A 24,940-nucleotide genomic window follows, 5' to 3' on the forward strand; every position below is an offset into this window, starting at 1 on the left:
ATTATGTGGGAGTGCAGTTCCCTCATAAACCGAAATGATACGGAAAACGCTGCCTTACACGTTTTCACCCAATTCCCTCCTACCTACATTATATTATCGGCTTTTGCATATTGCAAGCTGAATATTGCTGAATGTGCAACATCACTGTTCAAAAAGTGCGGTTCCCGGGAATAATTTCAACATAAATCTACTATAAATCAGTGAGTTTACTTCATGAACCTACTATTTTTATAGTGCTGAAGACCTGCTCTGCGGTTTTCGACAGGTTTTCCGCAGCATTCTCCCTGACCATAGCCTCAGCAAGACTACAGGACCGTGTCTGAATGCAGAAACAGGCGTCGATCCCCTTATCACGGAGCAGCTCCGCTCCCCTGCCAACGGCTCCGCCAAAAGCGATGACGGGCTTGCCGTGCTTTTTCGCCAGTGCAGCCATTACCGCAGGAGCCTTTCCCATGGCGGTCTGCCCGTCGAGGCAGCCCTCTCCCGTCACCACAATGTCCGCCTGTATCACAGCCTGCTCCATGGCAGTCGCCTCCATGACCAGCTCTGCTCCCGACCGTAGCTGACCGCCAAGTGCAAACATCAGTGCAAAGCCCATGCCCCCTGCGGCACCTGCTCCCTCGCAGTTCGGGTCAGCCTGTGGAAAAGTGCCCTTCATCAGCTCCCCATAGTGCCTGAGCCAGCCGTCCATGAGGGGAATATCCCCCTCAGCCGCCCCCTTCTGAGGAGCAAACACCCTGCTGCACCCGTTTTCGCCGCAGAGAGGATTTTTCACATCGCAGGCGACTCTGAAACGGCAGTCCCTGAGCTCAGGGAGCAGATTATCCGCAGTTATCTCCGCAAGGTCGGCAAGTCCCCCTGCACCGCGGTTTATGGGCTCTCCCTTACTGTCGAAAAGACCGAAGCCCAGTGCCTGAAGGCAGCCTGCTCCCCCGTCGTTGGTGGCGCTGCCGCCTATGCCGATGATGAATTCGCGGCAGCCGCGTCTGACAGCATCGGCGATCATCTCTCCCACACCGTAGGTGGAAGCCGCCATTATATCCCGCTCATTTTCACCAATGAGCGTAAGTCCCGCCGCCGCAGCCATCTCCATGACCGCAGTACCGTCGGGAAGTATACCGTATTCCGCAGTTATCTCCCTGCCCAGAGGGTCATGGACCGCCACAGACTGAGCCCTTCCGCCCATGCCTGTGATAAGAGCCTCCGCAGTCCCCTCACCGCCGTCGGCAAGGGTCTTTACCACCGTAACAGCGTCGGGAACAGCCCGGAGTATTCCCCGCTCCGCAGCCCTTCCTGCCTCAAGTGAAGAAAGGCTGCCCTTGAATGAATCTATTGCAATAAGAACCTTCATATGTCCTCCGTCAGTTTCTTTATCATTATGAACTCCTCTGTGTTCTCGCTGACTGTTTCAAAGCCGAGAGAGCGGTAAAGCTTCACGGCGTAATTTTCCTTCTGCACCGCCAGTGACACCTGTCTGTAGCCGCGACTGCGCAGCTCATTGAGGATAGCCCTCATGAGAGCAGCCCCCAGTCCCTTTCCGCGGAACTCCCTATACAGCGAAATGGCAAGAGAAGGCGTCAGGTCGTCCACATGACCGTAGTCCTTCATTATCCTGCACCAGACCGCACCAACTATAGATCTGCCCCGGAAGGCTCCGAAGGCGATATCATGTGGCGATGAGCCGAAGTCCTCGGTATACAGCCTCAGCTCGGGCTTTTCGATAATACCGCGGGGAGGGGGCTCCACGCCCTCGGGTATAAAGATGGCTTCATACAGGAAGTCCCCGAGAAATAGGTACTCCTCCTCATTCAGTTGTCTGATGATAGTCTCCATGTCCGCACCTCCTGATACATATATTATATCTGTCCGAGCAGCAACTGTCAACCGAAGCAGATCTGAAAAAAACACCTCTGCCAATGACAGGCAGAGGTGTCTGATAATACTTTTACTGCTTTTCGGAGTTGATAAACATATCGTAGATCCTGCGGATAGCCTCGGGGAGGTCATTCTCGCTGACGCCGATGATAACGTTCAGCTCGCTGGAGCCCTGGTCAATAAGCTTTACATTTATGCGTGCATGAGCCATTGAAGCGAAGATACGTGCAACAGTACCTCTTGTGTTCTTCATTCTGCGTCCGACTACTGCAAGGATAGCGATACCGTCCTCGATGTCGATGTGGTCGGGCTCAACAGCCTTGCGGAGCTCAGCGACTACCTTGTCACGAACGGGAGCAAGCTTTTCCGTGCTGAGAGTGATGCTCATGGTGTCGATACCTGAGGGCATATGCTCGAAGGAAAGACCGTTGTCATAGAGAACCTTCAGTACCTTCATACCGAAGCCTGTCTCGTTGTTCATCATAGCCTTTTCGATATTGATAGTGCTGAAGCCCTTCTTGCCAGCGATACCTGTGATTGTATGGCTGAGGCTCTCTCTGCTGAAGTCGTAGTCATTGCCCACGATCATTGTACCTGCGTCCTCGGGAGCATTGGTGTTCCTGATATTGATGGGGATACCTGCTGAGCGTACAGGGAAGATAGCGTCCTCGTGGAGAACGGAAGCGCCCATGTAAGCCAGCTCGCGGAGCTCACGGTAAGTGATGACCTCGATAACATCGGGGTTGTCAACTATTCTGGGATCGGCTACCAGGAAGCCTGAAACGTCTGTCCAGTTCTCGTATATCTCAGCCTTTACCGCATTAGCGATAATTGAGCCTGTAACGTCGGAGCCGCCTCTTGAGAAGGTCTTTATGTAGCCCTCGGTAGTTCTTCCGTAGAAGCCGGGGATAACAGCGTTGTCCAGACCCTTGAGTCTCTCGCGTACAGCCTTTACTGTCTCGTCAAGGAGAAGAACTCCGTTTGTATCGAAAATGATAACGTCAGCAGCGTCAACGAAATTGAAGCCCAGGTAGTTTGCCAGCACCTTGCCGTTAAGGAACTCACCGCGGCTTGCAGCAAAATCCTTTGCGGGACGTGCTTTCAGCTCCTTAACGATGGAGTCGAACTCCTCATCAAGTGACATATCTATTCCCAGCTCGGAAATGATACCGTTATAGCGGTCCTTTATGATCTGGAAGTCCTTTGAGAAGTCCACACCGCTGCCAGCCAGCTCACAGCACTTGTAAAGCATATCTGTGACCTTTATATCGTCGGAGAAGCGCTTTCCGGGAGCAGAGGGCACAACGTATCTGCGCTTGTCATCGCTCTTTATGATAGCGGCTACCTTTCTGAACTGATTGGCGTCAGCAAGGGAGCTTCCGCCGAACTTAACGACTTTATTACTCATATATATCATCCTTTTAACATTGATAATTTTATAGCAATATATATTATATGCCTTTTTGCCGTTAAAATCAATTGACAGAAAGCCAAAAATAGGCACCCACGCAACTGTATTTTTGGTGAATACGCTTGTACGCCACTGACGGACAGTTTTAAGCCTGCTCCTCTGCCTCTCTGACCGCCTGTGCAAAGGCAGTCATTTTAGCAAAGTCCTTGAAACCGTCGGTCTCAAGGCATGAACTTGCGTCCACTCCGTATGGGCGGAGCTGCCTTATTGCCTGAGCAGCATTCTCCGCAGTTATCCCCCCTGCAAGAAGGTAGGGACGTCTGATACTTCCGATGAGAGACCAGTCAAAGGTCCGACCCGAGCCCTTTCCCGAGTCCAGCAGCACCATATCCGCGCAGGAGCTCTCTGCGGCGGCAATATCCTCTGCGGAGATCACCTGAAACGCCTTTATTACGGGGATACCGAGGCTTTTCAGCTCAGATACGAAGTCCTCGCTCTCGCTGCCGTGGAGCTGAACCATTTTCACGGCTCCCATTTTCACGGCGGCGATAACGTTTTCCATGGTCTCGTCCACGAAAACTCCCACAGGAACTATATCTGCGTCCAGCAGCTTTGTAAGCTCCGCCGCCTTTTCGGGAGTTATGTACCGTTTGCTTTTTTTCGCGAACACATAGCCGATATAATCGGGCTTCAACCTGTTTGCGAATTCTATATCCTCAGTACGGCGAAGTCCGCACATCTTTATCTTAGTCATTTTTCCCTTTCAGCTCTCTGAGCTTTGCCTTTTTGTCCGCAGCCCTCATAAGAGTCTCGCCGATGAGCACAGCGTTCACCCCTGCCTCGCGGAGCAGCCTTATATCCTCAGCCGTGCGGACGCCGCTTTCCGAGACGAAGCTCACCTCCTCGGGAGCCAGCTCCCTGAGACGGCGGCTGTTGCCCGTGTCCACGGAAAAGTCCTTGAGATTGCGGTTGTTTACGCCTATTATACGGGCTCCGCAGTCCACAGCCCTGAGAAGCTCCTCCTCATCGTGAGCTTCGACGAGAGCGGACAGTCCCAGCTCATCGCAGACGCCGATATACTCCTTTATCTGCTGCGCCGAAAGAATGGAGCAGATGAGCAGCACCGCCTTTGCTCCCAGGAGCTTTGCCTCGTATATCATATACTCGTCCACGGTGAAGTCCTTGCGGATGCAGGGTATCTTCACGTTTTCGGCTATTTCACGGAGGTATTCATCGCTTCCCAGGAACCACTTCGGCTCAGTCAGCACGGAAATGCAGTCCGCACCTGCTGCCTCGTACTCCCTTGCGATGTCCAGATAGGGAAAGTCCTCGGCGATAATGCCCTTTGAGGGGGAAGCCTTCTTGCACTCGCATATGAATGCAATGTCATCTTTTTTCAGCGCCCTTTCAAACTCAAACTCCCCCTTTGGAAGCTCCAGAGCAAGGCGCCTTGCATCTTCGGGAGACAGCCTTTTTTTGGCTGCCTCCACACGTTCTGCCGCATGAACGGCAAGCTTATCCAGAATAGTCATAGCACACCTCAGTTGTTGGACTCGGCAATAAATCTGTCCATAGCAGCCAGGGCAGCACCGCTGTCGATGAGCTCCGCAGCCTTTTTAACGCCTGCCTCCATGGACTCAGCCTTTCCGCCAATATAAATAGCAGCGCCTGCGTTGAGCAGTACAGCGTTCCTCTTGTGTCCCTTTATGTCGCTTGCAAGGATACCGCGTGTTATAGCCGCATTCTCCTCGGGAGTACCGCCCTTGAGGTCATCCTTGGTGCAGCGCTCAAAGCCGAACTGCTCGGGAGTTATCTCGTAATTCTTCAGCCAGCCGTCCCTGTACTCACATACAGCCGTGGGAGCGCTGAGTGAGATCTCGTCCAGCTTGTCGGTGCCGTAGACTACCATGCCGTTCTTTGAGCCCAGCTTCATGAGCACCTCTGCCACAGGTCCCAGGAGGACGCTGTCATATACGCCCAGGAGGTGGTGACTGGGGCAGGCAGGATTGGTCAGGGGTCCCAGGATATTGAACACCGTGCGGAAGCCCAGCTCCTTGCGGATAGGTCCCACGTACTTCATGGAGGTGTGGTACTTCTGCGCGAAGAAGAAGCAGAAGCCGCTGTCCTCAAGAAGCTGTCTGCACTTGTCGGGGTCAAGGCTTATATTTGCGCCCAGAGCCTCAAGACAGTCCGCAGTACCCGAAAGTGACGAAGCAGCGCGGTTGCCGTGCTTCGATACCTTTATGCCCGAAGCCGCAGTAACGAATGCGGAGGTAGTGGAGATGTTGAAGCTGTGAGCGTTGTCACCGCCTGTGCCGACTATTTCGAGAAGATCCATGTCATTCTCGAACTTTATAGCTGCATCACGCATAGCGGCAGCACAGCCCGTTATCTCGTCGATAGTCTCCGCCTTGGTGCTTTTTGTGGAAAGAGCGGATAGGAAGGCAGCATTCTGTGTGGGAGTAGTCTCCCCTGCCATGATTTCTGATATTACCTTGTATGCCTCATCGAATGTCAGATCCTGCTTGTCAACGATCTTAGCTATTGCTTCCTTGATCATAGTTAAAACTCCTTTATAAATCAGAATTTGCCGCTGAGCGAGCGGCGGCGCTAAGACGTCCGTGTATCAGCGAAAGAGCAGTTGCTCCTCGACACGGGGAGTGCTTTTGCAGCTGATATAAATCATAATTTAGCTCCGCTAAATTATGATTTGAGCCCTTAGCCGTTAGCTAATGTAGGGGACGCCGCCCTCGGCGTCCCGTTGGGCGTGTAATATATCTCGCGGGACGCCGAGGGCGGCGTCCCCTACAAATGTAAATTATGATTTATCGACTGCTTCTTTCATTTCCTTTACATATTCGCCCACATAGGGAGCGGCGTCCTTACCGTACTTTTCAAGTATACGGATTATAGCGGAGCCCACGATGGCTCCGTCCGAGAGAGCAGCCATTTTCTGAGCCTGCTCGGGCTTGGAGATACCAAATCCAACTGCACAAGGCACCTTGGTGTTCTCCCTGATGACCTTTACGATGTCGCCGATATTAGTAGTTATCTCGCTTCTCACACCTGTAACTCCCAGACTTGAAACGATGTAGATAAAGCCCTCAGCCTCCTTTGCTATCATGGCTATGCGGTTCTCCGAGGTGGGAGCTATCAGCGATATAAGGTCAACTCCGTACTGCCTTGCCACTGCCGAGAACTCCTCCTTCTCCTCAAAGGGAAGGTCGGGGAGTATTATTCCGTCAACTCCGCATTCACAGCATCTTGCCATAAATCTTTCAGCATCGTATGAGAACACCACATTGGCGTATGTCATGAACACAAAGGGTATCTTCACATCTCTGCGGAGCTCCTTCACCAGCTCGAAAACCTTGTCCGTAGTCACTCCCCCTGCCAGTGCGCGGATATTCGCTCCCTGAATAACGGGACCCTCAGCGGTGGGGTCTGAGAAAGGTATGCCCAGCTCGATGAGGTCGGCACCATTCTCCGCAGCCGCCCTTACCACCTTTGCAGTGGTCTCAAGGTCGGGGTCTCCGCAGGTTATGAACGGTATGAATGCCTTTCCGTTTTCAAATGCAGCTCTGATATTACTCATATATATCCTCCCCTCTGTAACGCGCGATAGCAGCGCAGTCCTTGTCGCCGCGTCCCGAAACTGTTACGATGATAATTTTGTCCTTGTCCATAGTGGGAGCCAGCTTCATAGCGTAGGCAATTGCGTGTGCCGACTCGATAGCGGGAATGATACCCTCGGTGCGCGAAAGGTACTCAAAGGCGTTTACCGCCTCGTCATCTGTAACGGGAACGTACTCAGCCCTGCCGATATCGTGGAGATGAGCGTGCTCGGGACCTACGCCGGGGTAGTCCAGACCTGCGGAAATGGAGTAAACAGGAGCTATCTGACCGTACTCGTCCTGACAGAAGTAGGACTTCATGCCGTGGAAAATACCTATCCTGCCCGTATTGACGGTAGCGGCAGTCTCGAATGTGTCGATACCCCTGCCTGCCGCCTCGCAGCCGATAAGACGGACACCCTCATCGGGAATGAAGTGATAGAAGCTGCCGATGGCGTTGGAGCCGCCGCCTACACAGGCAATAACAGCGTCGGGAAGTCTGCCCTCAGCCTCCAGTATCTGGGCTCTTGCCTCGCGTGAGATAACAGCCTGAAAATCGCGTACTATTGTGGGGAATGGGTGGGGACCCATTACCGAGCCGAGACAGTAGTGTGTATCGGTGATACGGGAAGTCCACTCGCGCATCGCCTCGGAAACAGCGTCCTTGAGGGTAGCTGTACCGCTCTTTACGGGGATAACGTCAGCGCCCAGAAGCTTCATGCGGTAAACGTTGAGAGCCTGACGCTTGGTGTCCTCCTCGCCCATGAACACCACGCACTCCATATCCAGGAGAGCGGCGGCGGTAGCAGTTGCAACGCCGTGCTGACCTGCACCTGTCTCGGCGATAAGTCTGGTCTTGCCCATTTTCTTTGCAAGGAGAGCCTGACCGAGAACGTTGTTTATCTTGTGGGAGCCCGTGTGGTTCAGGTCCTCGCGCTTGAGGTATATCTTAGCGCCTCCCAGTTCCCTTGTGAGCTTATCTGCGCGGTAAAGCAGAGAAGGTCTGCCTGCGTAGTTGTTGAGGAGCTCTGTGAGCTCGCGGTTGAAATCCGGGTCATTCTTATAGTGGTCGTAAGCCTGTTCAAGCTCTATGACCGCATTCATCAGCGTTTCGGGTATGTACTGACCGCCGTGAACGCCGAATCGTCCTTTTGACTGTGACATAATATCTTTCCTTTCTATCATTTATATTTTTCTAAGTATATCAAGTGTATGGTTTGAAGCGCCCATAAGGTCGGCTCTTTCGCAAGTAGCGAAGTGGTATTCCATGAACTTGTCAAAGGTGAAGCTGTCCATGCTGTCGATACATTCGCTCATGTAGTTAGCCGCTCCGTCCGTTGCTATGAGCTTTATTCTCTCAACGGGGAGTTCCGCATTCAGCGCCGCTATCTCCTCCGTCCTCACCAGTGAGAAGAGCTCCTTTGGTTCGCTCTTGCAGTGCCACTCCTCTGCCAGCATATCATTTTCCAGTACCCTTCTCAGGTTCCCGTGAAGAAAGGCGTGCTGGAGCACAGCCGCTTCGTTCATGCAGTATGCCGCCAGTATGTATCCGCCCTTTCGGGTGACCCTTACCGCCTCTGAGAGCGCCCTGAGCATATCCTCACGGGTGAACAGGTGGTACATAGGTCCCAGCAGCAGAGTGACATCGAAGCTGTTATCCGAAAGCTCCGAAAGGTCAAGGGCGTTTCCCTGCAAAGTCCTTATGGGCTCTGTACCGTCCAGCTTTGCGCGGAGCTTTTCCAGATTATGCTCCACCAGCTCCACCGCCGTTACATCAAAGCCCTCTTTTGCAAGGGTTACGCTGTAACGTCCCGTGCCTGCGCCCACTTCAAGGAGCCTTGCGTCCCTGCGGTCACCGATACAGTCGCGGATATACTTCATGGTGGTCAGGTACTCCACCTGACCCGACTGTGAGAGGAGCCTGCCCTCCTCGTCGTAATTTCTGTAGAATTCATCAAGATAGTCCATAGCTGTCACCTCGTTTTTTATTGCGGCAATGAATAATTCAAAGCTCAATAAAGTTTTTCAGCATTATCCTTCCGTCGGGAGTCATGATGGACTCGGGGTGGAACTGAACGCCGTATATGGGGTATTCCCTGTGCTGGACCGCCATGACCTCGCCGTCATCGGCAAGAGCTGTGACCTCCAGACAATCGGGCAGTGTAGCCGCGTCTGCCGCAAGGGAATGGTATCTCGCCACGGGAGCGCCCTCGTCTATTCCCCTGAACAGAGGGCAGTCGTTCATGAAGCTGATAACGGACTGCTTGCCGTGCATGAGCTCCTTGGCGTAGGTAACTGTTGCACCGTAGGCGGCGCATATAGCCTGATGACCGAGGCAAACGCCAAGGGTAGGTATCTTTTGGCACACCGTCTTAGCGGCTTCGATTATAATGCCTGCGTCCTCGGGACGTCCGGGTCCCGGGGAGAGTATTATCTTGTCGGGAGCAAGCTCCTCTATCTCCGCAACAGTCATCTCGTCGTTGCGTATCACCTTTATATCGGGACATATCTCACCGATGAGCTGATAGAGATTATATGAAAAGCTGTCGTAATTATCAATGAGAAGAATCATTCGTCCGCCTCCTCTGCCATTTTAAGGGCGTTGACCACAGCCGCCGCCTTGTTTATGCACTCCTGATACTCCTTTTCGGGAACAGAGTCCGCAACTATGCCTGCTCCGCTTCTCACGAAGACCTTGCCGTTCTTCTTGTAGGCGATACGGATAGCGATACAGGTATCAAGATTGCCTGTGAAGTCGATGTAGCCGATAGCGCCGCCGTAGATGCCGCGCTTGTTGTTTTCAAGCTCAGCGATGAGCTGACAGGCGCGAATCTTGGGAGCTCCCGAGAGAGTTCCTGCGGGGAGCACAGCGCTTACGGCATCAAAGCCGTCGAACTCCTCCCTTATCTCGCCCCGTACCGTAGAGCCGATGTGCATAACGTGGGAATAGCGCTCTATGCTGTGGAGCTTTTCCACCTGAACGGAGCCGAATCTGCTTATCTTGCCAAGGTCATTTCTGCCCAGGTCAACAAGCATATTATGCTCCGCAAGCTCCTTCCCGTCCGCCAGCAGGTCAGCCTCAAGAGCCTTGTCCTCCTTGTCGGTCTTGCCTCTGGGACGGGTGCCTGCCAGTGGGAAGGTGTGGAGAACGCCGTCCTCCAGCTTTACCAGGGTCTCGGGAGAAGCGCCTGCTATCTCCACATCGGTCCCCGAGAAATAGAACATATAGGGCGAAGGATTGATAGTTCTCAGCACTCTGTATGTATTGAGGAGACTTCCCTCAAAGCCTGCGCTGAGGCGGTTTGAGAGGACTATCTGGAAGATGTCGCCCTCGCGGATATGTCCCTTAGCCTTTTCCACCATATCGCAGTACTGCTCCTTGCTGAACAGGGCTGTGACCTCGCTTGTGAGCCTGCCTGCAGGCTCCTTTACTCGCTCCCCGCGTCTGAGGAGGTCAGCCATGTGGCGGAGCTCCAGCTTAGCCTTGTTGTAGCCTGCCTCTCCCTCTTCCAGTCTCATGTTGGCGATGAGGATAAGCTTCTGGCGGAAGTTGTCGAAGGCGATGACCTTGTCGAAAAGCATGAGATCAACGTCCTTGAAGTTCTCCGTATCGCTTACATCGGTGCGGAGGGTCTTTTCCGAATAGGCGAGGAAATCGTAGGAGAAATATCCTGCCAGACCGCCTGTGAAGGGAGGAAGGTAGTCGAATTTAGGGCTCCTGTATTTTGAAAGTATCTGTCTTATCTGAACTGACGGATCATCTGAAGTCATTTTTACGTCGCCGATAGTGAGGTCATTGCCTGCGGCTGTTATCTGGAGCTTGGGGTCGAAGCCGAGGAATGTATATCTTCCCCACTTCTCCTTCTCCGCAACGGATTCCAGCATATAGCAGTGGTTCGAGACGTTTTTCAGTATCATTATCGCCTCGATGGGAGTACAGATGTCCGAGAGTATCTCGCAGCTTACGGGAACAATGTCATATTTTCCGCAGTCTGCCAGCTCTCTGACCTTGCTGAGCTCGGGTAAAAACTTCATAAAAAGCACCTCCGTGACCTGTCAGGGCAAATAAAAAAGTCCCTGACAGACCAATATGATCTGTCAAGGACGAATAATTCTATCCGCGGTACCACCTTGATTCACGGCATAGCCGTGCACTTTACAGGATACTATCATATCCCTGATGATTAACGCACATCATAACGTTGCAGAATACTCTGAGCGGCGAAATATCGCGCTTCACTCATTTGACTGCACCCTCGGCGGTCCATTTGCTAATCTGTGTTTCGCCTGACTCTCAGCACCGCAGGCTCTCTGTGGAATCATAATTAACTTTATCTCCGCGTCATCGGTTTGATTTTTTCCTATTATAGCACCACAACACACACTTGTCAAGTAGGTTTAGAAATTTTTTTCATTTAACTTTCAGGACAGCCTGCCTCTGATGATGAGGGTGCTGATACCTGCCTGAGTGCTCCACTCGCCTGTGGTCTCGTCCTGAATGAACTGAGCCGCAGGAACGGTTATCACGCCGTCAAGGCTGGTAAATACGCCGTTATCGGGATCGTAGGCGTAGTCAGTACCCGAGGTCCATGCCGCTCCGTTGAACTCCGCAGTAATGCCTCTGAGAGCGGGAGTGAAGGTGTCACTGAAGATGACATTGTCAGCTGCCTCTGCGGGAACGGAGCCGAAGTTCTGGATAATGAAGGTATAGGTCACCTCGCCGTTCTCCTCAACAGCCGCAGGGCTGAGTGACTTGCTGATAGCAAGGTCAATGCCCTCGCCGTAGGCTATATCGGCAGAAGCCGTCACAGCCTCAAAGCCTGTTCCGCTGACTGTTGCGGTATTAGTTATTACCGCATCTGCGCCCATGGGAGCAAATTCGTTGGTCTCGACGGCGTAAACAAGTGTGGCATTACCTCCTGCGGGCACATTTATGCCTGTGACCGTAAGGGGCGACATGAAGGTCACCGCAGGTGAAGGCTGCTGAACGCCGTTCACATAGTAAACAAGGCTGCCCTCCCTGTAGGTCAGGGGCACAGCAGTGCCGCCCTCCTCGCCGAAGCTGTACTCGCCCAGGTCGTCGGTTACCGTAAGACCGCTATAGCAGGAAGAGCCTGTGTTGACGATACTGATGATGAACACGTTGTCGCTCCCCTGTGAATAGGTGTCGGGCACCGCAGTCTTGGAGACCGAGAGCACCTCAAGTATCTCGCCTGCGGTTATATTTGAGCTTGCCACAGTGCCGTTATAGGACAGTGTAGCCTGATTATAGAAAGTTGCCATAGTAATTCCTCCATATGGCGGAAGACCGCCGTACTAAGGGAGGGAGACTTCCCTCCCTCGCTGCATTATATGAAGGAACGGCACTTTTTGTGAATTCAGATTATCTTCCCCTCAAAGTGGTCCATTTCGTGCTGGATTATCTCCGCCTCATAGTCGCGGAAGATACCGCGGCGGCGCTTGAACTTCTTATCCAGGTACTCCACGGCTATAGTGCGGAAACGTGTGACGGGGCGCACACCGCTCAGGGAAAGGCAACCCTCCTCGGTGTCATAGGTCTCCTTTGACTTGTCCACGATACGGGGATTTATCATAGCGATATACTCCTCGCCGATGAGCGCCACAAGGATAGTCTTGTGGACTCCTATCATATTTGCAGCCATGCCCACGCACCTTTCGGAGTTAGCCTGCACCGTGTCCAGAAGGTCCCTGACAGTCTGCATATCCGCCCTTGTGGCAGGCTCAGACTTTATTCCGAGGACCTTTTCATCTCTTACAATATCCTTTACCATAGTGTTTTCCTTTCTATAAATACAAAAAGCGGAAGGGAGCCCCACCTGCTGCATCGCCGAACAAAATTACCGAGCCATTATTTCAGACTCGGTATCTTTTTCATAAATTTAAGCTCACTGCCGCAAGTTCCGCTCAGATGAGCTTGTTTATATTTTTCTCAGAGGCATGGGGATAGAGCTCCATGAGCCTTTTTACTATCCTCTCACGGGAAGCCGCAGGCTCCTCGGAATAAGCGGCGCTGACCGTATCATAGCCGAATATTCTCTCCGGAGGAGTATACACCGCCACGCTCATGCCGTACTCCTCGCCCCGCTTGTTGCGCCTGTAGCGGAAGTCCCTGACAACGAGATAGGTCTTCATCTGAAGCTGTGTCATAATTCCCTGGAAGTTCTTTTCTCCGCGCTTTCCGAAGCCTCCCAGCTCCTTTGCCTCAAAAGAGAAAAGCTCCTCATGGCTGTCAAACAGCTCCATTATCTTAGTCTCACGGCGTCCTGCCAGCCCCTCGTCCGAGAGACTGTCGAAGTCATAGCCGTCCCTGCGGTAGTTGGCGAAACAGGGCAGCCATTCCGCTGAGATGAACCCCGCCTTGCCGCCGAAAAACTTGCCGTAAGCCACTCTGCCTCCTGCCGCCGCAGCGGCTCTCCACTCCCAGGGATCTGTGGCAGCATTGCCCGTCCACCAGGACTTTGATGCGCAGTGCTCCTCCACGGAGAAGTCCTCGATATTGTTGCTGAAAAGGGGCACAAAGCCCACTTTTTCCACGAAGCTGACAAGGTCATCAACATTTCTGAGCCTGTTGGGGTCACGCAGGGAGGTCCCCAGCATTACCCACTCGCCGTTATCGGTTATCATTCAGAGCCCTCCTCAGAGTCCGAGAAACTCCTTGAAATTAGTTGCAAGTATCTTCTGATTTTCCTCCTCGGTGAAGCCCAGCTGCAGGAAGCGCATGAGCTCGTCCTCGTGGCTCCACATGGGGAAATCCGAGCCGAAGAAGCAGTTCTCGATACCGTACTTTCTGACGATACGGGCAGCCTTTTCGGGAGTTATGAATGCCAGGGAGCTGCTTACATCGAACCTGACATTCTCCAGACCTGCTAAGGTCTTTTCAGCCTCGTCCCACTGCTGATAGCCGCCGAGATGGGCAGCCAGAAGCTGAAGCCTGGGGAAATTCTCGTTTATCTTCTTGATGCGGTGGGGCGCAGAGTAATCGTATCTTGCATCGCCGCAGTGTATGAGCAGGGGCAGTCTGCCCTCGATAAGCTCATATATCCTGAAAGCCTCGGGAGAATCCGCATTGAACTTCTGGAAATCGGGGTGGAGCTTCACGCCGTGAAGTCCCAGTGAGATTATCTGCTCGATATCCCCCTCAAGGTCTGAGGAATCGGGGTGAGTGGTGCCGAAGCCGTAGAAGCATGAGTGCTTTTCGCATTCCTGAGCGATGAAGTGATTTATATTATTTGTCTGCTTCGGTGTGGTGGCAGTAGAGCAGACCAGATATTTTGTTACCCCTATCTTACTTCCTGCCTCAATGAGCTTCTCGCTGAAGCCGTGATTATTCATTGGTATGTCATAGAAATGTCCGATACTGACAGTAGCTGTCTCCGCTATCTTTTCGGGGAAAATATGCGAATGAGCGTCGATTATCTCATATTTTCCGTATACCTCTGGATTCATTCTTACATCTCCTAATTACAGATTCACAGAATATTATACTCCATATCACAAAGTTTGTCAAACGGGGAGGAGCAAAAAATATTTTGTAAACTTTCTGTGATATACAACGGTTTCCCGTTTAAAACACCCCCTTTACGGACTACTTATGAAAGCGCTTTCAAAAAATATAAAAAGGAGGAACCATAATGGTAACTATTTTAAAGGAGAGATTCCGCAGCTTTGAAAACGAGAGGTCGGTAGTTGTGGCAGAGCTTGCCGTGGACGAAAAGACTGACCTCCCCCTCCCCGGCGGTATCAGCGGCAGGGTGCTCTCACAGGGCACTCTCGCCTGGGAGATAACCACGGGAGACCTTTACGGTCTGACCTCTGAGGGCACATGGATAAACCAGACCACAGGCGACGAATACGATCCCTCCGAGGAGGAATGACCATGCTCTATGAGAGACTGAAAGCCCGTAAGACGGGCTTGGCGGAGGACCTTTTCACACGGCTTTTCGTCAGTCCTATCGGAGAGCGTGAGCGCACGGGAGCACTTCCCCTGCGCTTTGTCTCCGACGGCACATCGCTTCTGGACTGGCGCATTAAAGGTGCCCCGGGAGGAGTGGGCAAAACAGGCGTGAACCTGCTTCCACAGAGAGAATATGCTCAGAGCGACGGGCTCAGCAACGGCTCCCTTGACCCCAATTATCTCGGTAACATCACTGTCGAATTCTTCCCGCAAAGTTTGTATGACAACGCTCCGTCCATACCTCCCGGGACACCGCACACGGGAGCATATCAGCAGTGGATAGGCATGGAACCGGGAGGAACAGTCAATGACTGGGCAATTGATGAGCGGACAAATCATCTTTATCCGCCGCAGTTTAACAACGCCCAGTGGAAAACGACGTTGTCCGCCGGTTCTTATAAATTACATTGTGAACTTGTCATGATTAATGGAGAAAACGGGGATTTTCGGGACGTATATAATCGTCGGACAAACTATGATAGTTACGCAACAGTAGATTTATTAACCTCAACCGGCACCATTTTGATACATCGTAATGTTAAGACCAGGTACAACACTCCCGGAGAAGATGTACTGTTCGCAAATTACGATGCTAATTATGGTCCTGCATTCTTCCATGAGGAGATACCCTTTACTCTTGCCGAAGAGACGGAGATCGGCATGATAACCAAGCTTTATTGGTATTATTCAGACCGACACGATTTCTATTTCCGCTTCTATATCACAGATGCTTCCGTTGTTGCTCAGCCCTTTGACGACGGCACCTATTCGGGAGTGACTGCCTGGGAGCCCTACAAGGTGACACTGCCGCTGACTATAAGCTGCGGAGGACAGTCCACAGCCATATCGATAGACCTTGGCACAGAGCCTCTGGGCGAAAATGATACTGTAAGCTTCACCACCACACATACCACTATCCCCACCTACAGCGGCGCCAATATCATCACCGCCGACACCGATATACAGCCCTCGGAGATGTATATAAAGTACATCGGAACATAAGAAAAAAGCCCGTGACAGCTCACGGGCTTTTCCGGAATAATTTTCAGAAAGTTTCTGCGAAGCTGCTTGATTCAGCTTCTGTCCTCAAGGCGTCCCTTTGCAGCGCTGTCCTTTTCGATGTCGATACGCTCAAGAACTATCTCTCTTCCTGCAACGCGGAAGCCTATCTCCTTATAGAAGCTGACTCTGACGTCCAGTGCCAGCAGATAGGCTCTCTTGCCCAGCCCGTTGAAGAACTTCGCCAGCCACTTGAGGAACTCCCTTGCGTAGCCTCTGCCCCGGGCAGCCTTATTTGTAGCCACCTGACCGATGAGGACGGTGCTTCCGATGTCGAAAACTGCCGAAGCCGTTGTGGAGTTGCGATAGGTAAAAACTCTGCTTATACCGTGGCGGCAGCGGTGTGAGGTATCGGTGTACCACAGTGAGAAATCCGCGATATTTGGAAATCCCTCGCTGAGTATCTTGTACACATCGGGGAGATTGGGGTTGAACTCAACGTGCTCCTCGATAGCCTCAAGGGGCGTATCATCGGGGATAAGCTCAAAGATAGTACGGTTCAGCACCTGATACCTCTCGGGGATAGTAATGCCCTCAAGTATCTTCTGGTCGCCCTCTATACGGAAGGGCACATTCATGCTTACGAACAGGTCTATCTCCTGATTGGGCTCAAGGTTGCCGTCGCCGCAGATTATCAGTGTAGAATTTATGATGAACATGAAGCCCACGCCTGTTTCGTCAGTTATCTTGTAAAAACGGCAGAATTCATAATTCGGACCGTAGGCTCTCATATAGGCGAGCATTTTCTTGCCGGACAGCGTTTTGTTCAGCAGTACGCGGTCAAGCTCGTATTCATGTTCGATAAGTGTTATCATAGTAAAGGTATCCTTTTTGAAAGATTTTTCACAAGCTTATAGGAGCTTATGAGGTCTGACATATCAATGACAGATGAGGGAGAATGGAGGTATCTGCAAGGCACAGACACGGATATGGTGCGGACTCCCTTTCCGCTTATATGTATAGCGCCTGCGTCATTGCCGCCTGCTATCATGGTCTTGGTCTGACAGGTCGCGAGGTCGAAGGCAAGCTTATAAAGCTCCTTGTCGTAGATGGTTCGCCTGTCCATGAAGGACACAACGGGACCTCTGCCCAGCTCGCAGACTCTCTTTTCGCCTGTGACGCCGTCAATATCCGCAGCAGTGGTAGCTTCCAGCACTATGGCAAAGTCTGGAGCCACGGAGAATGAGGACACCGCCGAGCCGCGGAGACCTATCTCCTCCTGGACGTTGAATACGAAATATGTATCATAGTCGGGCTTTTCCTGCATGAGCTTTATCATTATAGCGCAGCCCGCACGGTCGTCGATAGCCTTTGACTTGACGCAGTGCTCGCCCAGGTCGGTAAACTCCGAGTCATAGTAAACGCAGTCCCCGAGGAAGACGTGCTTTTCAGCCTCCTCCTTGCTTGCGGCGCCGATGTCGATGTAGAGGCTGTCCACTGAGGGAGCCTTTTCGCGCTGCTCCCTGCTCAGGTTATGTACGGCAGTAGAGCCGATAACGCCGCTGATACGGTCCTTTCCCACGCGGACACGTCTGCCGATGATGACAGAGGGGTCAATGCCGCCCACGCAGTCAAAGCGGAGAGTGCCGTCTGAGCGGATATATGTTACCATGAAGCCCACCTCGTCCATGTGGGCGCATATCATCAGTTTTTTCTTGGGGGACTTTCTTCCCTTGCGGAAGCAGATAAGGTTGCCGAGGTCATCCACGCTGTACTGGCAATAGTCCTTGACCCTGCTGATTATGTAGTCGCGGACAGCTCCCTCATCGCCCGATATACCGTCGATAAGGCATAATTCTTTCAGAAGCTCCTTCATGTTCAGCCCTCCTTGATGAATTCCGCAAGCAGCTTTGCGGTAAGCTCCACATCGGTAAGGTCTATGACCTCAACGGGAGTGTGCATATTGCGGAGAGGAATGGAGACAGTGCACGCCTTTGCACCGCCGCGGCTGACTGCATAGCGGTCGGCGTTGGTGGAGGTAAGTCCGCACATGACCTCGGTCTGATAGGGTATTTCCGCAGCCTCGGCAGCTGCCATAAGGCTGTCGCTTATCTCACGGGACAGCGAAGGCGAAACTCCTATCATGGGACCGCCTCCCAGATAGCCGCACTTGCTCTCGTCCTCGCCTATGGCATAGGCAAAGCTCACGTCCACAGCCAGTGCAATATCGGGGTCTATAGTGAAGGCTCCTGTCTTGGCACCGCGCTCCCCCACCTCCTCCTGAACGGAGAAGATAACGGTGACATTGTAGGCAGTCTCCTGCCCTTTCAGCAGCTCAAGGGTATAGAGCAGGCAGGCAACTCCGCAGCGGTCGTCCAGGGCACCGCCTGTGATACGGCTTCCAAGGAGGTCGCGGCAGGCAGCGTCGAAGGTGATGCTGTCGCCCAGTGAGACAGTCTGCTCCAGCTCATTCTTTGACATTCCCGTGTCGATGGCAATATCGCTTATCTCGGGAACGGGAGCACTTCCGCTGGTAAGATGGGGCGGAACAGAGCATATAACTCCCTTTATGTCGCTTTTTCCGTGAATGACAACGGGCTGTGCGGGGAGAAGTCTGCGGTCCAGACCTCCGATGTTCCCCACCTTGATGAAGCCCTCATCGGTGATGGCGGTAACGGCAAATCCCACCTGGTCAATATGGGCATCGAGGACCAGTTTAGGTCTGCCTTCCCTGTGGACGCCTAAGCTTCCGATGACATTTCCGCCGGATACAGCTGCGTCGGGGCAGTATTCACGGAGCATTGCCAGAGCAAGCTCTGCGGCGTCATCCTCGCTTCCCGAAGCTCCCGCTGCTTCGGCAAGCTGAATGATGGTGTTTTTCAGATCCATTGCATAAACTCCTTTCGTTTCAGAATATAACAGGTCACTATATATTATAGCAGAAAGGTACAGGTTTTTCAATAGCCTTTAGGTATAATTTATGCGGTTTTATCCTTTGGGACGAAATAACGGGCAGCAAAAAAGCAAGGGAGCCCACAGGCTCCCTTACCTTTATCTGAAAGAAAAGAATTATTATCGCTGTCAGAAAAGAATGTCCTTGAAACAGACCTGGGGACGGTTGTTGTCGAAGTCCCAGCTGTGATATGCGTCGCCGTGGCAGAAATCCTTCTGGTCGCACTTTGAACAGACCTCGTTATCGTCCGAAAGGTCACGTCTGAACACCCGGAACTTATTCTCCCAGACCTCGCTGAAGCGGTCGCGGAGAACATTTCCCTGAACGAATTCGGGTCTGCGCTCAATGTCAAGACAGGCAACTATATCGCCGTTTGCGCAGATACTTGCTGTGTAGAGACCTGCTGTGCAGAGGTAATACCAGTCTCTTACCTCGCGCTCATACTCCATGCCCAGGTAGTGGCTGCAGCCGTATGTGACAGGCTCGCCCTGCATCCTCTTGTTCCTGATGAACTCGAACATGGTCTGATAGTCCTCCTTGGTGAGGATGAGCTCGGGGTGCTCCTTGGCACGTCCCATGGGCTCCATATTGATAACTCTCCAGGAGTCGATGTCCATATCGTTGAATATCTTGAAGAGCTCGTCCAGCTCGCCGATATTCTTATGTGTTACAACGGTAGTCACCTGAACGTGCTCAAGACCGCCGTAACGGATAAGTGACTCGATACCGTTCATAGCCTTTCTGTAGCCTCCGGGAGTCCTTCTGAACTCATCGTGAGTCTGCTCAAGACCGTCTATACTTACGGAGATAGTACCGATACCCACCTTTTTCAGGTCCTTTGCAACGCTGTCATCGATGAGTGTAGCATTGCTGGTCATGCCCCAGCTGAAGCCCAGCTCATGAGCGGCGCCCATGATGTCGAAGAATTCCTTCCTGAGAAGGGGCTCTCCGCCTGTGATGTCCAGCATTTTGCCCTTGGTGGACATATCCTCCTTGACCTGCTGTAAGAAGGTGCGGTACTGTTCAACGGTGAGCTCATCGGAGAAGACCTCGCCGCAGTGGCTTCCGCAGTGCATACATCTCTCGTTGCAGCGCAGAGTCAGCTCCAGAAAGAGGTTGCGGAGCTGAGGCTTTACCATAAGTCTTTTTCTGTAGTCCCTCATCTGCTCAAGATGAGAGCGCTTCATTGCAACATCAAGCATATTACTTCTCCTGACCCGTAGTATCCTGAGGCAGTGTCTCGGTGGTGTCGCTGCCGTTTCTGTCAAATCTGATGTCGCCCTTTATACTATCAACAGGAGCAATGCCGTAAAGAGTAACAACGATGTCCTGACGGGGATCATATGTAGTTGTTGTGGTGACAACAGGATCGTCCTCAGGCTCTGTTACGGGAACAGGGGGCTCTATCTTCTCGATCTCCACATTATGGCTTCCATACCAGTAGTGGAACTGATCCTGGAGCTCCTGCTTTGTTACCTTGCCCAGAACGTACTTCTGGAGCAGGAGAAGATCGGCGATAGTGAGCTTGCCGTCATTGTTCAAGTCGCCGTAGTAAGCCTCTTTATACTCCTCGCCGTAATTCTCGGTGCCCTTTACCAGCATCTTTCTTACCGAGAGAACGTCAAAGCTGTCAACTGAGCCGTCAAGGTTCACATCGCCCACCCAGTCCTGGATAGGAGGTCCGTAAACGGGCTGAGGCGCAGTTGTGGTAGTCATGAAGAACTCCTCAAGGTCTGAGGTAGTAGTTGTAGTATAGAAGGGGTCATCCTCATGATCTATTGTAGTTGTGGTAGTTCTCGGAGCGGTAGTTCCGTAAACAGGAACAGGATAATCAGTGGTAGTCGTAGTTGTAAAGAACTCCTCAAGATCAGTAGTTGTGGTAGTTATTGGATATGTAGGACCGGGTCCGTACACAGGTGCAAAATTTCTGTAAGCCTCTCTCTCAACGTCGTTTCTGAGGTCGGGGACAGCCGGGCTCTCACCTGCTGCTGCAGGGATAGCTGACATATTTGCTGCTGCGAACATTGCAGCGGTAACGACAGTACGTAAAGTTTTTTTCATAGTAAAAACACTCCCTTCGATGTATCTATGGCGTGACAGCCGATTTAGCAAGTGATCTTTATATAAGGTCGGCTGTCACAGTTCCACAGTGCTATTAAATAAATGTCGTAAATGAGCGTAGTTTTTTCGCTTTCTCATCAACTTTGTATACCTGCACAAAGCCGCAAAGCCATATTTGTGCAGTATTACTCCACGAACGGTTCGGGCGTATCATAAACAGACGATCCTTCGCTGTTTTCGCCGCTGTTATCAGCCTCGCCGTACTTGTCCGCTATCATGTCGCGGAAGCCCTTTATCGCCCGTCCGCGCTGATCGTCGGTATCGGACTCATGGGAAGGCTCAGCTTCCTCTGCCGCGAGAGGATCATATACATCATCAATGCTGCCATCGCGTCTTGGAAGCTCACAGCCGCAAAGACAGACCGTTCCCGCAAGCAGAGCCGCAATAAAAGCGGCTTTCAGCTTCTTCATGGCTGTTCCCTCCTTTGTGTCAGTTATTGAATGACTCAGGCGGACCGTATACCAGCTGAACGCTGTCATGTTCGGGGGCATATCCTGTGATGTCGGGCTGAGCGATGGGGTCTGTAGCGAATTCATCAGTGGGCGGCGGTCCGTATACGGCAGGGACCGTGTAGGCGGCGGAAGAATTTTCCGTAACAGGCGGACCGTAAACGTCCTGTACATCATCGCTTCCGGGATCGCAGCCCGTGAGCATTACCGCACCTGTGAGCACAGCTGCCATAAGAGCAGTTTTTCTGTTCTTTTTCATACAAACACCTCCACTATATGGTATACCTTTATTGTACTACCTATACGGGAATTTGTCAACCGAAAATAGTTAGCAGAGGTTAGTGATCAGTGCATAGTGTTATATTGGGTACTAATGTAAATCAAAATTTAGCATTATGTAGGGGACGGCGTCCTCGACGTCCCACAAAATTCGTATTATAGTGGCGACTATCATCGCTCAACTAGGGGACGCCTTCTCTTACAAGGCGTCCCCTCTCCAAAAACAGTCCACCGGACTGTTTTTGGATTCACCCCTTGCGAGGCGCCTGACGTAATAAGGGGCTCTGCCCCTTGACCCCCGCCAGAGGCGCTGCCTCTGAACTCTGCCAAAGGAACACAGTCCCTTTGGAATCCCATTCATAGTTGCCGCAAAGTATTACGATAAATTATGATTTACCTTACTAAAAAAATGCCCCCGGGTGCTTTTCAGCGCTCAGGGGCAGAACTTCCGTATTATTCGTCCTCGTCCTCATCGTAAAAGACGTTGTAGTTCACGGCGCGGTGACTGTATGTGCTGAGCACAAGTCCTATGATACCGTACATACTTATCATAGCCGTACCGCCCGCACTGAGGAAGGGCAGCGGAACACCGATAACAGGAGCTACCTTCAGTACCATGCCTATATTCATGATACAGTGGGAGAAGATAAGTCCGAAGGCACCCATGCAGATGAACTTGCCCAGATGGTCGCGGCAGACGCGGCTGTCGCCGAATATCTTCAGGCACACATAGGCAAGGATTATTATGAGTCCGATAGAGCCCACAAAGCCGAAGACCTGTCCTGCATAAGTGAAGATGAAGTCGTTGTGTATCTCGGGAACGGTGATGTAGTCATCGGGCTTGCCGAAGAGTCCCTTTCCGAAGACTCCGCCCGATTTCAGCGCCGCAAGTCCCAGATCCTGCTGGTACTCGATGTACTCGGGGTCTGTGCCGGGGTGGAAAAGTATGAGGATACGCTTCTTGTGGAACTCGCTCAGTGCAAAAAACCACATTGCCGCCGCTCCCGCAGCAATGATGAAGGGGGCTGCCACAAGATACTTCCAGGAGATCTTTGCGGAGCATATCATGAATGCGAATATAGCCGCGAATACGATAGCCGTTCCGTAGTCGCCCTGCAATCCGACGATACCGAGAGGTATCATGCCGTGAATGATTATCAGCAGCATATGGAGGGGCTTGTTCATCTCCTCCTCGTCCCTTGAAAGGTGGTGGGCGAAGGTGAGTATGAACGCCATTTTCAGCACCTCAGAGGGCTGGAACTGTATAAAGCCCAGATTCAGCCATGCCTGGTCATCGGCACCCTCTCGCCGATAGCCCAGGGATGTAAATGTCAGCGCCATAAGTCCCAGGGACAAGGGCACGAAGATGACCCATAGCTTTACCAGCTTGCGGTAGTCGATGAACGAGATTATCACTGCCGCCACAACTCCCGCGACCATTGAGAAAGCCTGGGTCTTCCAGTAGCTGGAGCCCACGGTCTCAAGCACCTTGTTGTGGGTGATGGAATATATCAGCAGTGTACTTATTGCAGCGCAGAGTGTGACCGCGAAAAGCAGTCCTGCGTCTATGCTGTGCTTGCCCGAGGGCAGTTTTTTGAATGCCGATTTCATTGTTTCTCCTTTGTTTTATCTTTCTTTCGTTTTGGTTGTCTCAGGCTGTATTTTGTCATGTAAGTCCGGAACGCCGCCTATACTAAGCACTAATCACTAAAAACTTATCACTGATCTCTCATTCAGTCCAGTATTTGCGGTCAAGACTGCGGAACTGTGCGGCAGCTGCCACATGGTTCTTCCTTATTACCTCGGAGCCGTCTATGTCTGCGATAGTTCTTGATACTTTCAGTATGCGGTCGTAAGCTCGGGCACTGAGTCCCAGCCTGTCGAAAACATTCTTCATCAGAGTCTCAGCAGCGTCGTCCATGGGACAGAGCTCCTGGAGCTTATCGGGAGTGATAAGGGCGTTGCAGGTTATGCCCGTGCCCTTGAAGCGCTCCTCCTGAATGGCTCTCGCCGCGACGACTCGCTTTCTTATCTCTGCGGAGCTCTCCTCCTTGGTCTTTGAGGAAAGGTCGCCGAACTCTACGGGAGCCACCTCGATATGAAGGTCAAAGCGGTCCAGCAGAGGTCCCGAGATCTTTGAGAGATAGCCCGTTACCTTGTTTTTCGGGCATATACACTTCCGCTTGGGGTGACCGTAGTAGCCGCAGGGACATGGGTTCATGGCGCCTATGAGCATAATGGTGCAGGGATAGGTCACCGTGCCCGAGGCTCTTGCGATAGTCACCTTTCTGTCCTCAAGGGGCTGGCGGAGTATCTCAAGGGTCTTGCGGTCAAACTCCGCAAGCTCGTCCAGGAACAGCAGTCCATTGTGAGCCAGGGACACCTCTCCCGGGTGGGGAACTGTTCCGCCGCCTGCAAGTCCTGCCGATGAGATGGTGTGGTGGGGCGAGCGGAAGGGTCTTTTGGTTATTATGGGCATTTCGGGAGTAAGTAATCCCGAGATGGAATGTATTTTTGTGGTCTCAAGAGCTTCCTCGAAGGTCAGGGGCGGAAGTATGGAGGGCATACGCTTGGCAAGCATACTCTTTCCGCTTCCGGGAGAACCTATGAGCAGGGCATTGTGACCGCCTGCCGCAGCTATCTCCAGAGCCTTTTTCGCGAACTGCTGTCCTCTTACGTCGGAAAAGTCCAGGGGCTCGTTGTAGGCAGCCTCGGGAGGGATATACCTCGGACAGGGCGAGAGCTTCTCCTCCCCTCTGAAATGGCGGATAAGCTCCTCTGCGCTGCTGACTGCATAGACCTCAACACCCTCGATAACGGAGGCTTCCCGGGCGTTCTCCGCAGGCACGAACACAGACTTTATGCCTGTCTCCCTTGCCAGCATGACCATGGGAAGGACGCCGTTTATACGGCGTATATCGCCGTTGAGGGATATTTCTCCTATGAATGAGCAGCCGTCGGTGTCCTCGCTTATCATGCGCATTGCGCGGAGTATCGCCATAAATATTGCCATATCATGGACGGAGCCGCTCTTTTTGGTGTCTGCGGGGGCAAGGTTTATCATCACCGACGCCACGGGAAAGCTTATGCTGCATGAGCGCAGTGCAGCGCGGATACGCTCGCGGCTCTCCTTCACGACGGTATCGGGAAGTCCCACTATCTCAAAAACGGGATTTCCGCGGCTGATGTCTATCTCAACGTCAACGGGAAAGGCATTGAGCCCGAAAAGTCCAAGACTTGATACCTTTGCAAACATAATTCATC

General features: G+C 52.3%; 26 protein-coding genes and 1 other annotated feature. Of the genes, 2 read left to right on the plus strand and 24 right to left on the minus strand.

Annotated elements, in window-relative coordinates:
- Positions 1-211 precede the first annotated feature (211 nt).
- The 15 genes from T488_RS0100905 to T488_RS0100975 form a co-directional block, all read right to left on the minus strand.
- Positions 212-1,351 carry a glycerate kinase family protein gene (locus tag T488_RS0100905; protein ID WP_028519159.1) on the minus strand — a complete coding sequence of 380 codons (1,140 nt, stop codon included), beginning with the start codon at positions 1,349-1,351 and terminating at the stop codon, positions 212-214.
- Positions 1,348-1,833, minus strand: coding sequence for a GNAT family N-acetyltransferase (locus tag T488_RS0100910; protein WP_028519160.1), 486 nt, complete (start codon positions 1,831-1,833; stop codon positions 1,348-1,350). The genes T488_RS0100905 and T488_RS0100910 overlap by 4 nt, the downstream gene beginning before the upstream one ends.
- Positions 1,834-1,945: 112 nt before the next feature.
- Entirely contained in the window at positions 1,946-3,283 is a 1,338-nt protein-coding gene (locus T488_RS0100915) for an aspartate kinase (protein ID WP_028519161.1), read from the minus strand.
- A gap of 148 nt (positions 3,284-3,431) precedes the next feature.
- Entirely contained in the window at positions 3,432-4,040 is a 609-nt protein-coding gene (locus T488_RS0100920) for a phosphoribosylanthranilate isomerase (protein ID WP_028519162.1), read from the minus strand.
- Positions 4,033-4,818, minus strand: a complete 786-nt coding sequence (gene trpC / locus T488_RS0100925) for an indole-3-glycerol phosphate synthase TrpC (RefSeq protein WP_028519163.1) — start codon at positions 4,816-4,818, stop codon at positions 4,033-4,035. Before trpC ends, T488_RS0100920 begins: the two co-directional genes overlap by 8 nt.
- 8 nt (positions 4,819-4,826) lie before the next feature.
- Positions 4,827-5,846, minus strand: a complete 1,020-nt coding sequence (gene trpD / locus T488_RS0100930) for an anthranilate phosphoribosyltransferase (protein WP_028519164.1) — start codon at positions 5,844-5,846, stop codon at positions 4,827-4,829.
- A 258-nt stretch (positions 5,847-6,104) separates the two neighbouring features.
- Positions 6,105-6,881, minus strand: coding sequence for a tryptophan synthase subunit alpha (trpA, locus tag T488_RS0100935; protein WP_028519165.1), 777 nt, complete (start codon positions 6,879-6,881; stop codon positions 6,105-6,107).
- Positions 6,874-8,064 carry a tryptophan synthase subunit beta gene (gene trpB, locus T488_RS0100940; protein WP_028519166.1) on the minus strand — a complete coding sequence of 397 codons (1,191 nt, stop codon included), beginning with the start codon at positions 8,062-8,064 and terminating at the stop codon, positions 6,874-6,876. Before trpB ends, trpA begins: the two co-directional genes overlap by 8 nt.
- 21 nt (positions 8,065-8,085) lie before the next feature.
- Entirely contained in the window at positions 8,086-8,868 is a 783-nt protein-coding gene (locus T488_RS0100945) for a class I SAM-dependent methyltransferase (protein WP_051536141.1), read from the minus strand.
- A gap of 37 nt (positions 8,869-8,905) precedes the next feature.
- Positions 8,906-9,472: an anthranilate synthase component II gene (locus tag T488_RS0100950; protein ID WP_028519168.1), complete on the minus strand. Its 567-nt coding sequence runs from the start codon at positions 9,470-9,472 to the stop codon at positions 8,906-8,908.
- Positions 9,469-10,935, minus strand: coding sequence for an anthranilate synthase component I (gene trpE, locus T488_RS0100955; protein WP_028519169.1), 1,467 nt, complete (start codon positions 10,933-10,935; stop codon positions 9,469-9,471). The genes T488_RS0100950 and trpE overlap by 4 nt, the downstream gene beginning before the upstream one ends.
- 62 nt (positions 10,936-10,997) lie before the next feature.
- Positions 10,998-11,255, minus strand: a binding site (T-box leader).
- A gap of 67 nt (positions 11,256-11,322) precedes the next feature.
- On the minus strand, positions 11,323-12,183 hold the full coding sequence (locus tag T488_RS0100960) for a hypothetical protein (protein WP_028519170.1): 861 nt from the start codon (positions 12,181-12,183) through the stop codon (positions 11,323-11,325).
- A 95-nt stretch (positions 12,184-12,278) separates the two neighbouring features.
- A complete protein-coding gene (locus T488_RS0100965) occupies positions 12,279-12,692 on the minus strand; it encodes a peptide deformylase (protein ID WP_028519171.1) in 414 nt (137 codons plus the stop codon).
- 133 nt (positions 12,693-12,825) lie between these two features.
- Complete coding sequence (locus T488_RS0100970; protein WP_028519172.1) at positions 12,826-13,545, minus strand: AlkZ-related protein; 720 nt, start codon at positions 13,543-13,545, stop codon at positions 12,826-12,828.
- Positions 13,546-13,557: 12 nt separating this feature from the next.
- Positions 13,558-14,367, minus strand: coding sequence for an amidohydrolase family protein (locus T488_RS0100975; RefSeq protein WP_028519173.1), 810 nt, complete (start codon positions 14,365-14,367; stop codon positions 13,558-13,560).
- A gap of 185 nt (positions 14,368-14,552) precedes the next feature.
- On the opposite strand from T488_RS0100975, the gene T488_RS0100980 reads away from it, so the two are divergent.
- Positions 14,553-14,795, plus strand: coding sequence for a hypothetical protein (locus tag T488_RS0100980; protein ID WP_028519174.1), 243 nt, complete (start codon positions 14,553-14,555; stop codon positions 14,793-14,795).
- 2 nt (positions 14,796-14,797) lie between these two features.
- Positions 14,798-15,877, plus strand: a complete 1,080-nt coding sequence (locus T488_RS0100985; RefSeq protein ID WP_028519175.1) for a hypothetical protein — start codon at positions 14,798-14,800, stop codon at positions 15,875-15,877.
- Positions 15,878-15,948: 71 nt separating this feature from the next.
- Here the strand turns inward: T488_RS0100985 and T488_RS0100990 are convergent, their stop codons facing one another.
- The 9 genes from T488_RS0100990 to T488_RS0101030 form a co-directional block, all read right to left on the minus strand.
- Positions 15,949-16,749, minus strand: a complete 801-nt coding sequence (locus tag T488_RS0100990) for an N-acetyltransferase (protein WP_028519176.1) — start codon at positions 16,747-16,749, stop codon at positions 15,949-15,951.
- Positions 16,746-17,750 carry a M42 family metallopeptidase gene (locus T488_RS0100995; RefSeq protein ID WP_028519177.1) on the minus strand — a complete coding sequence of 335 codons (1,005 nt, stop codon included), beginning with the start codon at positions 17,748-17,750 and terminating at the stop codon, positions 16,746-16,748. Before T488_RS0100995 ends, T488_RS0100990 begins: the two co-directional genes overlap by 4 nt.
- Before the next feature lie 2 nt (positions 17,751-17,752).
- Positions 17,753-18,763, minus strand: coding sequence for a M42 family metallopeptidase (locus tag T488_RS0101000; protein ID WP_028519178.1), 1,011 nt, complete (start codon positions 18,761-18,763; stop codon positions 17,753-17,755).
- Positions 18,764-18,955: 192 nt separating this feature from the next.
- The gene (locus T488_RS0101005) at positions 18,956-20,029 is read right to left on the minus strand and encodes a radical SAM/SPASM domain-containing protein (protein ID WP_028519179.1); all 1,074 of its coding nucleotides are present in this window, start codon (positions 20,027-20,029) and stop codon (positions 18,956-18,958) included.
- A gap of 1 nt (position 20,030) precedes the next feature.
- Complete coding sequence (locus T488_RS0101010) at positions 20,031-20,888, minus strand: dockerin type I repeat-containing protein (RefSeq protein WP_028519180.1); 858 nt, start codon at positions 20,886-20,888, stop codon at positions 20,031-20,033.
- Positions 20,889-21,073: 185 nt separating this feature from the next.
- Positions 21,074-21,358 (minus strand): hypothetical protein, encoded by a 285-nt coding sequence (locus tag T488_RS0101015; RefSeq protein WP_028519181.1) that lies wholly within the window; start codon positions 21,356-21,358, stop codon positions 21,074-21,076.
- A 19-nt stretch (positions 21,359-21,377) separates the two neighbouring features.
- Positions 21,378-21,656 (minus strand): hypothetical protein, encoded by a 279-nt coding sequence (locus T488_RS0101020; RefSeq protein ID WP_028519182.1) that lies wholly within the window; start codon positions 21,654-21,656, stop codon positions 21,378-21,380.
- 473 nt (positions 21,657-22,129) lie between these two features.
- Complete coding sequence (locus tag T488_RS0101025) at positions 22,130-23,287, minus strand: FtsW/RodA/SpoVE family cell cycle protein (RefSeq protein WP_028519183.1); 1,158 nt, start codon at positions 23,285-23,287, stop codon at positions 22,130-22,132.
- 118 nt (positions 23,288-23,405) lie between these two features.
- A complete protein-coding gene (locus T488_RS0101030; RefSeq protein WP_028519184.1) occupies positions 23,406-24,932 on the minus strand; it encodes a YifB family Mg chelatase-like AAA ATPase in 1,527 nt (508 codons plus the stop codon).
- Between the last annotated feature and the right edge of the window lie 8 nt (positions 24,933-24,940).

The sequence above is a fragment of the Ruminococcus flavefaciens ND2009 genome (assembly GCF_000621785.1).
In the GTDB taxonomy this organism is placed as follows: Bacteria; Bacillota; Clostridia; order Oscillospirales; family Ruminococcaceae; genus Ruminococcus; species Ruminococcus flavefaciens_C.